Annotated in this window: 13 protein-coding genes; 1 reads left to right on the top strand and 12 read right to left on the bottom strand. The window is 54.3% G+C overall.

The genetic code is table 11. From position 1 onward, the window contains the following. Positions 1 to 64 precede the first annotated feature (64 nt). The 7 genes from rpoZ to MHH82_RS10125 form a co-directional block, all read right to left on the bottom strand. Complete coding sequence (rpoZ, locus tag MHH82_RS10155) at positions 65 to 265, bottom strand: DNA-directed RNA polymerase subunit omega (RefSeq protein ID WP_009592612.1); 201 nt, start codon at positions 263 to 265, stop codon at positions 65 to 67. Between the two features lie 59 nt (positions 266 to 324). Then, the gene (gene gmk, locus MHH82_RS10150; RefSeq protein ID WP_009592584.1) at positions 325 to 897 is read right to left on the bottom strand and encodes a guanylate kinase; all 573 of its coding nucleotides are present in this window, start codon (positions 895 to 897) and stop codon (positions 325 to 327) included. 13 nt (positions 898 to 910) lie between these two features. Beyond that, positions 911 to 1,171: an extracellular matrix/biofilm regulator RemA gene (remA, locus tag MHH82_RS10145; protein ID WP_006209218.1), complete on the bottom strand. Its 261-nt coding sequence runs from the start codon at positions 1,169 to 1,171 to the stop codon at positions 911 to 913. Positions 1,172 to 1,224: 53 nt separating this feature from the next. Further along, positions 1,225 to 2,112: a YicC/YloC family endoribonuclease gene (locus MHH82_RS10140; RefSeq protein ID WP_036665917.1), complete on the bottom strand. Its 888-nt coding sequence runs from the start codon at positions 2,110 to 2,112 to the stop codon at positions 1,225 to 1,227. Between the two features lie 38 nt (positions 2,113 to 2,150). Further along, positions 2,151 to 4,022 (bottom strand): bifunctional homocysteine S-methyltransferase/methylenetetrahydrofolate reductase, encoded by a 1,872-nt coding sequence (locus MHH82_RS10135; protein WP_015734328.1) that lies wholly within the window; start codon positions 4,020 to 4,022, stop codon positions 2,151 to 2,153. 181 nt (positions 4,023 to 4,203) lie between these two features. Beyond that, the gene (gene dapF / locus MHH82_RS10130) at positions 4,204 to 5,040 is read right to left on the bottom strand and encodes a diaminopimelate epimerase (RefSeq protein ID WP_036666168.1); all 837 of its coding nucleotides are present in this window, start codon (positions 5,038 to 5,040) and stop codon (positions 4,204 to 4,206) included. Positions 5,041 to 5,116: 76 nt separating this feature from the next. Further along, positions 5,117 to 7,912 carry a calcium-translocating P-type ATPase, SERCA-type gene (locus tag MHH82_RS10125; RefSeq protein WP_340965489.1) on the bottom strand — a complete coding sequence of 932 codons (2,796 nt, stop codon included), beginning with the start codon at positions 7,910 to 7,912 and terminating at the stop codon, positions 5,117 to 5,119. 184 nt (positions 7,913 to 8,096) lie between these two features. Between MHH82_RS10125 and MHH82_RS10120 the strand changes: the two genes are divergently transcribed. Continuing rightward, positions 8,097 to 9,854: an Rqc2 family fibronectin-binding protein gene (locus MHH82_RS10120; RefSeq protein WP_340965487.1), complete on the top strand. Its 1,758-nt coding sequence runs from the start codon at positions 8,097 to 8,099 to the stop codon at positions 9,852 to 9,854. Between the two features lie 107 nt (positions 9,855 to 9,961). Here the strand turns inward: MHH82_RS10120 and MHH82_RS10115 are convergent, their stop codons facing one another. The 5 genes from MHH82_RS10115 to MHH82_RS10095 form a co-directional block, all read right to left on the bottom strand. Beyond that, positions 9,962 to 10,828, bottom strand: a complete 867-nt coding sequence (locus MHH82_RS10115; protein WP_340965486.1) for a PHP domain-containing protein — start codon at positions 10,826 to 10,828, stop codon at positions 9,962 to 9,964. A gap of 42 nt (positions 10,829 to 10,870) precedes the next feature. Further along, the gene (locus tag MHH82_RS10110) at positions 10,871 to 11,767 is read right to left on the bottom strand and encodes a selenium metabolism-associated LysR family transcriptional regulator (RefSeq protein WP_015734323.1); all 897 of its coding nucleotides are present in this window, start codon (positions 11,765 to 11,767) and stop codon (positions 10,871 to 10,873) included. Between the two features lie 116 nt (positions 11,768 to 11,883). Further along, positions 11,884 to 12,321: a hypothetical protein gene (locus MHH82_RS10105; protein ID WP_009589660.1), complete on the bottom strand. Its 438-nt coding sequence runs from the start codon at positions 12,319 to 12,321 to the stop codon at positions 11,884 to 11,886. Positions 12,322 to 12,741: 420 nt separating this feature from the next. Beyond that, entirely contained in the window at positions 12,742 to 13,005 is a 264-nt protein-coding gene (locus MHH82_RS10100) for a YlbG family protein (protein ID WP_006209210.1), read from the bottom strand. 47 nt (positions 13,006 to 13,052) lie between these two features. Next, positions 13,053 to 13,490 (bottom strand): YlbF family regulator, encoded by a 438-nt coding sequence (locus MHH82_RS10095; protein WP_015734322.1) that lies wholly within the window; start codon positions 13,488 to 13,490, stop codon positions 13,053 to 13,055.

Here is a 13,490-nt window from a genome sequence, read left to right as displayed (position 1 = left end):
ACAACCTTTCGGTTGTCACATTTTCGCGCGCTAACGCATGGTATTCGAATGTTGAAAAAAAGCCTTAGTCCTCTCCACGCTCGATCTTCACGTAATCGCCATAGATTTCTTCCAGAGCGACACCGACGAACTTATGGGATTTCGGATGTTTCAACTCGCTGACTTCTCCTTCACGCAATTGGCGTGCACGGCGGGAAGCCGCAACCACAAGAGAATATTTACTGTCCACTTTATTCATCATTTCATCAATGGATGGATATAACACAGTCGAAGCACCTCTTCTTTATTTACTTGAAAGTTTTACGCCGTCTATGAAAAGACAGCTTACTTTCTCACCTTACAATGTTCGGCTATAATGATAGATTGTATTCTCTCGCAAGCAAGATTGATTTCATCGTTCACTACGGCATAATCATAATGCTGCAGCAGATTGATTTCGTCAACAGCTACGGACATGCGGTGGTCGATCGTGGCCTGACTTTCTGTCCCCCGGCCCTGGATCCGATCTTTCAGTTCGTCCAACGACGGCGGCATCAGAAACACAAAGATACCGTCCGGAAACTTCTCCTTGACCTTCAGCGCGCCCTGCACTTCGATCTCCAGTATAATATCCTTGCCGGTGGCTAATGTTTCTTCCACAAAATCTCGAGGGGTTCCATAATAGTTCCCGACGTATTCCGCATATTCGAGAAGCTGGTCGTTCTCAATCATATCCATGAATTGTTCCCGACTTTTGAAAAAATAGTTTACGCCGTTTACCTCGCCGAGCCGCGGCGAACGCGTCGTAGCCGACACCGAATACACCAGTTCCGGAACCCGGCTGCGAAGTGCCGTACAGACGGTTCCCTTTCCAACGCCGGAAGGACCGGACAATACAATCAATAATCCTTTAGACATAGTACTCCTCATCTTATTCGTCGTTGTCGTCATCTTTGCTGGACAGACGGTGAGCCACCGTTTCCGGCTGTACAGCCGATAAAATCACGTGGTCGCTATCGGTAATGATAACAGCCCTCGTCCTTCGGCCATATGTAGCATCAATCAGCATATGACGGTCCCGTGCTTCTTGAATGATCCGCTTGATCGGAGCCGATTCAGGACTCACGATTGAGATGATCCGATTGGCCGATACGATGTTTCCGAAGCCAATATTAATAAGTTTGATTGCCATAGTGCGGTTGCTCCCCCTATACATTTGACTCTTACTTGCCGATGAAACTGCGGTTATTCCACATTGGCGGCTTGTTCACGAATCTTCTCCAGTTCCGCTTTCATTTCGACAACACGGTTTACCAGAGTCAGATGATTGGCTTTCGATCCAATCGTATTGACTTCTCTGTTCATTTCCTGAATCAGAAAATCCAGTTTACGGCCTACAGGGCTTTTCTGAAGTAGCAGCTCCCTGCATTGTTCCAAATGGCTGTGAAGTCGAATCAACTCCTCGTCCACATTGGAACGTTCAGCAAACAGAGCGACTTCCATTCCGAATATATGTTCATCAACAGCAAGCGATCCGTCATCAAGAGATTCAATGCGCTGCCGCAGGCGCTTCCGGTATTCGGCCGGAACCTCCGGAGCAAGCTCGGTCATCTCCCGGTGCAGCTGCTGCAAGCGGTCAAGCCTCTGCCCGATATCCTTCGCGAGAAAAGCGCCTTCCCTGCTGCGCATCTGGACCAGACCCTCAAGCGCTTGTTCCAGACCTTGAAGAAGCGCATCATTCCATAACCTCTGCTGCGCTTCATCCATGGAAAGTCCGCTCGGAGTTACAAGAACATCTGGCAGCGTCAAAATATCCCGCACCGCCAGATCTCCCGTGATTCCGTATGACTTCAAATCCTCGGCTGCCTGTAAATACGCTTGAACCATGGCATGGTTCAGCACGGCACCCTGAGACTCGCCGTTGTTTTCCTTGTTAATATAAACATCAATCCGTCCGCGTCCGATCCGGCTCTGTACCGCCCGTCGAAGCGAATCCTCGAAGAGTGCCCATTCACGGGGCATGCGAAAGACGATCTCGCAGTACCGGTGATTGACTGACTTCACTTCGAAAGAGATACTGTAGCCTTGAAAATCGACAACGGATTGCCCATATCCGGTCATGCTCAATGACATCGGAATCACATCCATTACACTATTGTAATTGATAATTATTAATGAAACAAGGGGGTCAATCGGCGGCCCGATTTCTCCCAGACGTACTCCATTAATTGTACGCTCATTTCATAGAACATAAACGGCGTCATCAAATAGATGCCGTTAAAATGCTCTGTCGCAACATCCAGCAGCTCCTTGCCGATCTTGACGCCCATCGCCCGGCCCGCTTCGCCTTCAAGTCCCGCCATGCGGCTGCGGACTTCGTCCGACAGCTGAATGCCCGGCACCTCATTGTGCAAATACTCGGCATTGCGCCCGCTTGCCAGCGGCATGATGCCGATGAAGATTGGAATATCCAGATGCGCCGTCGCTTCCCGAAGCCTAACCATTAACTCGGGATCGTAAACGGGCTGCGTCATGACGTAATCGGCGCCCGAAGCAATCTTCTTCTCCAAGCGGGCAACCGCTTTGTCCAGATGCCTTACATTTGGATTGAACGCTGCCCCGACAACGAATTTGGCTTTTTGTTTCAGCGGCTTTCCGGAGAAAGCAATGCCGTCGTTCAGCTGCTTGATCATCCGAATGATTTCAAACGAGGTCATGTCGTAAACCGAGCTGGAATCCGGCAAATCCCCAAAACGGGCCGGATCCCCCGTCACCGCAAGCACATGGTCGATGCCGAGCGCGTCGAAGCCCATCATGTGCGACTGCGTCCCGATCAGGTTCCGGTCGCGGCAAGCAATGTGGATCAGCGGCCGCAGTCCCGTGCGTGCTTGTACCAGATGGCCGAGAGCCATGTTGCTCATGCGGGTTACGGCCAGCGAGTTATCCGCAAGGGTCAGCGCATCGGCTCCCGCTTTTTTCAAAGCTTCCGCGCCTTTCATGAACTTGGTGATATCCAAATCCCTCGGAGGGTCCAGCTCCACGATAACCGTATGCCGTTCCTTTACGATATCGACAATCGTCGGCTCCCCGCTGCGCTCGTAGAATTGCTCCTGGGCGGTTTCGTGAATCACGATCCGGTTGATCTCCGCCTCTTCGACGGCAGGGAGCGGCGAAGGAACGTAGCCGGATAGCGCCGAGGAAATTTCCGCGATATGCTCCGGCGTCGTCCCGCAGCAGCCGCCGATAATGCGGGCGCCGCGATCCGCAAACTCCAGGGCCGTTTTCCCGAAATACTCGGGACTCGCGCCATACCGGTATTCCCCGTCCACATAATCGGCGATTCCCGCATTCGGGTAGACCGAAGCCGGAAGATTCATGATGCCGTTCAGGGTTTCCAGCGCGCGCATGATGCCGTTCGGCCCCGTCCGGCAGTTAAACCCGATCACGTCCGCGCCTTCATGGCTCAATATGCGGTATGCATCCGGCATCGTGAAGCCGTCCAGCGTGCGGGCAATATCCTCCACCGCGAACTGGCAGATCACCGGCAGGTCGCTCAGCATCCGTGCCTGCGCCAAAGCCAATTGCATTTCATCCACGTCGTAGAACGTCTCGAGCAGGATGCCGTCAACGCCTTCGGAGATGAGTACGGACAGCTGCTCTTCGAAGTAACGCTTGAGCTCGCTCGTGGAAATATTGCTTCTTTTGCCTGCCCGAATGGAGCCGACCGCTCCAACCACATATCCTTGATCGCCGGCGGCTTCACGCGCAATTCTCACGCCTGCGCGGTTGATCTCTCCTACCCTCGCCTCCAAGCCGTATTTGGACAGCTTGTCATAATTGGCTGAGAACGTGTTGGTCTCGATGACCTGTGCACCAGCCTCAACATACTGGCGATGAACGTTCCCGATGACCTCCGGAGAGGTTAAATTCAGTTCTTCATATGAAATGCCTACAGGAAATCCTTTTTGATATAAATAAGTACCCATCGCGCCGTCACCGACCAGTACCTGATTCTCCCATGCCTGCCGAAGATTCGGTTTCATCGCGTTTTCTCCTCCACCCGACGTTTATTTTCAACTAATGTATCATAAAACCTCTGCAAAGATAAAGAGACAAAAGGGAGGCCTTCGAAGGCCTCCCTACCGTGTCCGTCCCTGCAGGACAAACTTATGAACATGCTGTTTTTTTCAACTGCCGGAGGAAGAGAAGCGGCCAGCAGATGCCCTAAATTGCCAACTTCCCTTTGTATACAACCTCGGCCGGTCCCGTCATGTACACATGGTTATCAAGCTCATCCCACTCGATGAACAGGTCCCCGCCCTTAAGCGAGATCGTCGCGCTGCGGTCTGTGGCCCCGTTCAGCACGGAGGATACCAGCGTCGCGCAGGCGCCGGTGCCGCAGGCCAGGGTCGGCCCCGCGCCGCGCTCCCATACCCGCATGTCCACTTGACCGCGTGAATTCACCGTTGCAAACTCCACGTTGATCTTTCTCGGAAAGAGCGGGTGCACCTCAAGCTTAGGACCCCATACGCCGAGATCAAAGTTCACCGCATCGTCCACATAAATGACGCAGTGCGGATTGCCCATGGAAACGGCAGTGAATCGGAATTCCCGGCCGTCCACTTCAACGGGATGATTCACCACCGGATTGAGATCGACCAAGGTCGGCACGCTAAGTCCATTCAGGACCGGTTCGCCCATATCGACCCTTACGCTGCTTACTTGACCGTCCTGCACCGTAAGACGCACTTGCTGCACGCCGGCTCCGATGGTTTCTATGGTAATCTCCTCGCGGTCGATATGGCCATGATCGTACACATATTTCGCGACGCAGCGGATGGCGTTGCCGCACTGCTCCGCTTCGGAACCGTCCGAATTCATAATCCGCATCATGAAATCAGCCTTCGCGGAAGGCAAAATATATACAAGTCCGTCAGCACCGATGCCGAAGAAGCGATTGCACAGCTTCACGGCCAATTCGGATGCATCGGATGGAAGTTCCCGTTCGCCGTATACGACAACGAAGTCGTTGCCCAATCCATGCATTTTCGTAAATTCCATCATAAAACCCCATCTCCTCTGCAATTGCTACGCTCGTGCTTAGCATATCGCAGAGGTGATGGGCTATCCATTCATTTTACGCCGAAATATTTGCACTCTTCGTCATCATGCCGCGGCGGTTCCGGTTGCGGTTCCGTCTGCCGCCCCACACGCTTCCGGCCCCCATCAGGAAGGTAGGAATGCCGGCGGCGACGAGTGTCAATGCCCACTCTTTCAGGCCAAGCGGAACCGTCTTGAAGATCGGCTGGAACGCCTCGATGTACATGACGCCGAGCATCAGCAATACGGAGGACAGCACAGCCAGAACCAATGCTTTGTTCTGAAGCGGGTTCCGATGGAAAATCGAGCGCGAGCTGCGGCAGTCGAACACATGGATCAGCTGGGCCATGACAAGGGTAGCAAAGGCAACGGACTGCGCCTTGGCCAGCTGCGCCGGATCATTCGGCGCGATGCGCAGCGTGACCCAAAATGCGCCGAGCGTGCACAAGCCGATCAAGATGCCGCGGCTGATGATTTTCCAGCCAAGGCGTCTGGCAAAAATATTTTCCTTGGCCCCCCGCGGCTTGTGCTCCATCAGGTCCTTCTCCGGCTGGTCCACCCCGAGCGCCATGGCCGGGAGCCCGTCGGTGACCAGGTTTACCCACAGAATCTGGATCGGAACGAGCGGAAGCGGAAGCCCCATCATCATCGCAAAAAACATCGTCAGAATCTCGCCGACATTGGAGGCCAGCAAATAGCGGATGAATTTGCGGATATTTTCATAAATGCTCCGCCCCTCCTCAATCGCCGAAACAATCGTGGAGAAATTATCGTCACTGAGCACCAGCGACGACGCTTCCTTCGTTACGTCCGTGCCGGTAATGCCCATGGCAATCCCGATATCCGAGGCTTTGATGGCTGGTGCATCGTTCACGCCATCCCCCGTCATGGCAACCACATGCCCCTTCCGCTGGAGCGATTTCACGATGCGAAGCTTGTGCTCGGGAGAGACGCGGGCATAAACGAAGGTTTGATCCACCCTCGCATCCAGCTCCTTGTCGTCCATTCGGGATAACTCCTGTCCCGATAGCGACAGACCGTTCCTTGGCAGGATCCCGAGCTGGGCCGCGATCGCTTCCGCCGTTGTCCGATGGTCGCCCGTGATCATGACGGTCTTGATTCCGGCGCGGCGGCAAGTCGCAATCGCGTCGCGCACTTCACGGCGCGGCGGATCGATCATTCCGGCCAGCCCCACAAAGATAAGCTGGCTCTCGGCCTCTTTCTCCGTTTCGGGCTTATCATAGGAACGCAAATCCCGATAAGCCAAACCAAGCACGCGCAGCGCGTTGGAAGCCATGCCTTCATTGGCGGCCAGCACCTTCTGGCGGAGCGTGGAGGACAGCGGCACGACGTTCCCGTCCCACATGATATAAGCACAGGCGTCCAGCAGGACGTCCGGTGCGCCCTTCGTGCAGAGCAATCGTCCGCCCTGATGGCTGACGATGACGGACATCAGCTTCCGCTCCGAATCGAAAGGAAACTCTTTGTCCCTTTGGTAGATGGAGTTCAGGCTGCCCTTCGTCAATCCCATTTTGGACGACAGCGTCAGCAGCGCTCCTTCTGTCGGGTCCCCTTTTAACTCCCAAGCAGCTGCTGCCGGCTCCTCCTTGCCCTTGCGCTTGCTCCGGGCTTCCTCCTGCACATTCTCATAGATCTCCGCATTGTTGCACAGCCCGCTGATTTGCAGCAGTCTGCGAAGCCCCTGATCGGATCTCAGCTCGACAGGCTTGCCTCTGTGGAGGATCTGACCCGTCGGGTCATACCCGTGCCCGGTCACTTCCAGCGTACGTCCTCCCAGCCAAACCTGGGTCACGGTCATTTTATTCTGCGTGAGCGTCCCCGTTTTATCCGAACAGATCACGGATGCGCAGCCCAGCGTCTCCACGGATGGCAGCTTGCGCACGATCGCTTTGCGCTTGATCATGCGCTGCACGCCGAGGGATAGCGCAATCGTGACGATGGCCGGCAGCCCTTCGGGAATGGCCGCTACGGCGAGGCTGACCCCTGCGAAGAACATCCCTGCTGCAGGCTGTCCATGCAGAATGCCTGCGACTACGACCAAGACCGTCAGCCCCAACGACACGGCGATCAGAATTTTGCCCAGCTGCTCCAGGCGATGCTGCAGCGGCGTCTCCTGGGATTCCGTGTTTTGGATCAAATCGGCGATTTTGCCCATCTCCGTATCCATTCCGGTCCGGATGACAACGCCTTTACCCGTGCCGCGGGCCACCATCGTTCCCATGAACCCGATGTTCTTCCGGTCGCCCAGCGGAACTTCCGCATCGTGGATCGGCTCAGCATGCTTATTTACCGGCAGGGACTCGCCGGTCAAGGCGGACTCCTCGACGCTGCAGCTGTTGATCTCGAGCCAGCGAACGTCGGCCGGGATACGGTCTCCGCTCTCGACGAGAATGACATCGCCAGGTACGAGTTCTCTGGCCGTTAGCTGCACCACCTTGCCGTCCCGGATGACCTTGGAGGTCGGCGCGGACAGCTGCTTCAAGGCCCGAAGCGACCGCTCCGCCTTGAATTCCTGGATGAAACCAAGGATCCCGTTGATCAGGATGATGGCCACGATCGTGACGGCATCCAGATACTCGCCCAGCAGGCCGGATACCAGGGTGGCTCCAAGAAGCACCAGCATCATGAAATCCTTAAATTGATTCAAGAACAGAACAAATGGAGAAATTTTAACGCCCTCGGAGAGCTCGTTGTAGCCACTTTTTTTTCGTCTCTCCCCGGCTTCCTCTTCCGTGAGGCCCTGCTCCGGATGCATCTGCAGTACTTGCTGCAATTCATCCGTGTCCATCTGGTGCCATTGCTTTTGTTCCATGCTTCCTTTCCCTCCCGGTTGGTTTTGCAAGTTCCGGCGGATGACAGCTTTTCCACCCTTTCTACGTAAATGTATTCGGACAGGTCCTGAATTATCACAGAAGGGGCCTTAAGTTTTTAAGGGAAATATGGCATCATAGAGAAGTACGATTAGGAAGGGTAACAGACAGATAGGAGAATGAAGGATGGCACTAGACGGCATTGTCACGCGCGCGATCGTGCATGAGCTTCAAGCCTGCCGGGGCGCACGAATCAATAAAATATATCAACCGAACGATCGGGACATCGTGTTTCACATACGCACCCAGCAAGGAAACGCCAAGCTGCTGCTCTCCGCAAACCCCACATATCCCAGGGTGCATCTGACGCAGGAAACGTTTCTCAATCCGGCCGAAGCGCCGATGTTTTGCATGATTCTGCGCAAGCATTGCGAAAGCGGCATCATCGAGGACATCCAGCAGGTGGGCATGGAGCGGATCATCCATATGACGATTCGCCAGCGCGACGAGCTCGGGGATGTTTCCTCCAAGAAAATCATCGTGGAGCTGATGGGCAGACACAGCAACATCATTCTGCTTGATCCCGCGAGCGATACCATACTGGACGGCATCAACCATGTGACGCCCGCCATCAGCAGCTACCGCGTGGTCATGCCGGGATTTTCCTACACGGATCCGCCGGAGCAGCATAAGCGGAGCCCGCTCGAAACCGGGCAGGAAGCTTTCCGGGAGTCCTGCCTGGTGAACGAGGAGCCGGCCGTCCCATGGCTGGTCGGTACATTCAGCGGCCTGAGCCCGCTGGCAGCGCAGGAAATAGCCCACCGTGCAGGAGAAGGCCATCCTGGCGGAAACGAAGGGGAAAAAGATTGCGGCAGCCTGTGGCGTGCATTCGATGAGGTGATGGGGCAAGTCCGCAGCCATCAATATACGCCTGTTACAGGCGTCAATGCCAAGGGCAAATCGGTGTTCTCCGTCATACCGCTGACATTGCTTGCGGACGAGACCAGAACCTACGAATCCGTCAGCCAATGCATGGAGGATTATTACGGGGATAAGGCCCAGCGGGACACGGTTAAACAGAAGGTCAGCGACCTCCTCCGATTCCTGCAGAATGAACGGACCAAAAACATCAAGAAGCTGGATAATCTGAACAAAGATTTGGAGGAAGCCGGCGATGCCGATCGGTACCGGATTTTTGGCGAACTTCTCTTCGCCTCGCTCCATCAGATTCAGAAGGGCGACCGCGAAGTCCAGCTGATCAACTTCTACGATGAAGAGCAGGCGACCGTCACCATACCGCTGGATCCGCTACTGACACCATCGGACAATGCCCAGCGTTATTTCAAAAAGTACAACAAGTATAAGAACAGCCTCGCGGTCATCAACGAACAGTTAATCAAAACCCGCGAAGAGATCAACTATATCGAGAATCTTCTGCAGCAGCTGTCGCATGCTTCCCTGAACGACATCGATGAAATCAGGGACGAATTGGTCCAGCAGGGATATTTAAGAGACCGCAGCCGCAAAACGAAGAAAAAGAAGAAAAACGACAAGCCGACGCTGCATGTCTATACTTCATCCGAAGGCGTCGAGCTCTATGTGGGCAAAAACAACCTTCAAAACGAATACGTGACCAACCGTCTCGCTTCCTCGAACGACACATGGCTGCACACCAAGGATATCCCGGGTTCCCATGTGGTCATCCGCAGCAGCGAGTACGGGGACGCGACGCTCCAGGAAGCGGCGCAGCTGGCGGCTTATTACAGTCAGGCCAAAGAATCAAGCAGCGTGCCCGTCGACTATACGCTCATTCGCCACGTCCGCAAGCCGAATGGAGCCAAGCCCGGCTTCGTCATCTACGACAATCAGAAAACGCTGTTCGTGACGCCGGACGAGCAGCTGATCAAGGCCATGCCCAATTCGGTAAAAAACAATCGCAATTAAAATGAACGGAAGACGCGGATAGATCTTCATTCAGCCAAAAAAACGGGTACCCCGCAAGGTCAAAATGACCATCCGGGATACCCGTTTTTCTTACCGTTCCGTCCGTCTTAGGTCCTTGCCCGTGCCTGTTGAAGCCGGTCCAGCACCTGGGTGGATACCTGGCGGCTGCCGATATCCCCATGGAATACCTGGCCTTGCCTCTGTCCATGGTAATCCGATCCGGCGGTCACGATGAAGCCGTACTCCTCGGCCATCGCCAAGTAACGTTCCTCCTCCGATACCCCATGGTCCGAATGATAGACTTCGATCCCCTTGAACCCTGACTCTTCAATGACCCTTCTGACCAACGCATCATCGCCGTAGAGTCCGGGGTGCGCAAGCGCCGGCACGCCGCCGGCTTCACGGATCCATTCGCAGGCTTCCTTGGGATGGATCCGCGGCTGCGGTACATAGGCAGCAGCGCCCTGGGCGAGATACCGGTCGAAGGCATCCCGCAGATCCAGGGCATGTCCTTTATGGACCAGCGCATCCGCAATATGCGGGCGTCCGATGCTCTCATCTGGCTCCAGCGGCCGCCCCAATACCGCAATGACTTCCTCCATCGTAAGCTCGATGCCAAGCTCGCGAAGCTTAGCCAAGATCTTCTCATTGCGCTTCTCCCTCGTGCGACGGAGCGCTGCCAGCCGCTCCAGAAACACGGGGTCCCGGTGATCGACGTAATAGCCCAGGACGTGAATATCCGTCCCGCCTGCCATGGTGCTGATTTCTACGCCGGGGACCACGATGATGTTCAAGCGCTCTCCCGCTTGCAGCGCTTCCTCGATGCCGGCTACGGTATCATGATCCGTAATGGCCAAAGCCCCCAGCCCCCGCTCATAGGCAAGCTGCACGTTCTCCGAAGGCGTATTCATTCCATCCGAAGCCTGGGTGTGCGAATGAAGATCGCAGCCCTTTCGAGACGCAAGTTTATCCATGGCGTTCAATCTCCTTTCGTTGTATATACGGGTATGCTTGCATTAACGCCGTCGCTCTCTTAAATAGGCCAAAAACGTCATCGCCGACATCGGCAAGAGCGCCGACCGCAAATGAATGGAATAGAAATTCCGTTTAAATGACGCATCCGCGATATCGATCATTTTGACTAACCCGAGCGCCGTCTCGTGCTTAACCGTAGAGGTTGACAGCATCGTGATGCCGAGTCCTTCCTCTACCGCCGATTTGACAGCTCCCGTGCTCCCCAGCTCCATCACCGTCTGGATGCTCTCGGGATCGTGCCCCCGCTCCAGCAGCACGTCCTCCATGACCTTCCGGGTGCCGGAACCTTTCTCGCGCAGCACAAACGGATACGTCAGCACATCCTTCAAATATATAGCATCTTCCCTTTGCGCTAAAGGATGGCTGGAAGGAACGATCAGTTTCAGCTCATCTTCCATGACCGCATCCAGCACCATGTCCGGATGTTCAACCGGAGCCTCGATCAATCCGAAGTTCAGTTGATGGCTTGCGATTTCCTCGAGAATCTGCGTAGTGTTCATCACTTTGAGCATTATCGATATGTCCGGGTACTCCCGGCCGAAGGGCCCCAGCAATCGCGGCAGCACATACTCCCCGATCGTCAGGCTTGCCCCGAGCTGCAGCCTTCCCTGAAGTTTGTTCGAGAAAGCCGCCATGGCCGCGTCCGTGGCCTGCGACAGCTCCAGGCTCCTGCGGGCAAAGGGGAGCAGCGTCCTCCCGGCCTCGGATAACTCCATGCGCTTGGTGGAACGGATGAGCAGCTTTGTCCCAAAGTACTCCTCCAGCGCCTGCACCTGCATCGTCACGGCCGGCTGGCTCATATGAAGCGCTTGCGCAGCGGCGGAAAAACTTCCCCGCTCGGCCACCGTGTAAAAGATATGTAGCTGGTGAAAATTCATCGTTTCGGTTCCCCTCTCGCTGCCGCTCTTGTTTTATATTGTAACGGATCGCGGCAGCGCATACAAAAAAAGACATCCGCGCTTACGCTCGCATGCCATTTCATGACTTTATTTCTTTATTTACGCTTGCGGCTGTTCTTGATCAGCGTCATGCGGCGCGAATGACGAAGCCATGAGTAATAAGACTTCAGGTCCCGAAGCTCAATGGTTTCGGACATACGCCCCAAAAATGTTACAATGATCATCCGATGCAGTGGGTTGCCGATCAGATCGCGTTCGTGCTCCAGCTCCGAGAACTCCGCCACAACCACCAGGTCGTCGTCGATCAGATAGACATCCTGTTCGTTGCGGTAATACGGCACGATCCGGTCCTGCTTCAAGCACTCCCACATCCAAGTCCCGATTTCCTCGTGGGAGGTGTCATGGCCTTCCACCCGGTCCGTATAACGGCTCTTTGCATGATTGGTAATCACGATATCGGCTACCTTTTTATCATTTAACGTAATATAAAACGGCTCATAGGTGCTCCACCGCTCAGTCCCTTTGTCGCGCATGGAATATCACTCTCCACCAAATGGGTCTTTGTATCTATGTATATATACCCAACATATTACATCATTCCACTGTCATTCACAAGATTGAAACCTCGCTTCTTGTGAACAATCACCGAAAATTTAGAAATAGCTCTAATTGCATCCTGGTGCGGAAGGTGCAAATCCGGATGGAATGATGGGTCCCATTAAAATGTAAATTGTACCTTACTTATACTATTTTATCAAATGGCCTTCCGATTTATGCCAATCTATCGCCGCAAATCGAAATAATCTTTGGAAGTTCATGCGTGACTTGCGAGGCTAATACTTTCCAAGGCTTTAAAAAAAGCGGCCCCAGGAGGGGCCGCTTTACGCTTTTCTCGTATTCTTGCAAGATACGCGATATGCGATTTGCACAGATTCTCGAGCAGGCACATCCTGCTAGGGACCGTAAAACTTGGCTTTATCCGGCCCCTTGCTGCTGTACTCTGTCTTAATCTCGTTCCGGTAGGAGCGCTCGATCTTACGAACGTAGGACAATCTCCGGATGTTCTTCATTGTCTCTTCGGCACGGTCAGCGTTGACGTACATGACAACGTAATGCATGCGGCGCGATATATAATGGACGCTGCCGTATTTCTCCAAATTCCTTGCTGCCTTAACATCGCTGACCCATATAATAAAACCCGTCCGTTCAGCCAACATCCTAAGCTCCTCGCCTCACTTTCGTCTCTATCTCTAATGTATGCCCCTTATCCGCACGAGCAGGCTCCTCCGCTGCCGCACCCCTTCTTCGGAAGAGGGTCATTGCCGGGAACCTTGATGCTCTCCGAAACCGAAAAAGCAATCCTCTCCGACATGGAATGCAGCAGATCGTCCAGATTCTTCTCCGCCTGCTTGAACCGGGCTACGGGTTCAAAAGCCTCCAGTTCCGCTTCCACCGCGGCTACTTCATCCTTAGCCGAATGATAATTCGGGTGAAAGTGGCCGAACCGCTGCGTCTCTTCGAACAACTCCTTCTTCGAGTCAAGCTTTCTGACCAAAGCCTGAATCATGGGGTCATTCTCAACTGCCTGCTTCCAATATAGATAATCCGCCACTTCGACGGAAGCATTAATCATGTCGCCTATTTCGTAGGCATAGGTGAGCACCTCGGCCATATCGACCGTGTTTATTTCCGATACGCTCAT

Source organism: Bacillus sp. FSL K6-6540, assembly GCF_038007545.1.
Note: the sequence above shows the minus strand (reverse complement) of the source record. Positions and strands in the feature narration are given on the sequence as shown.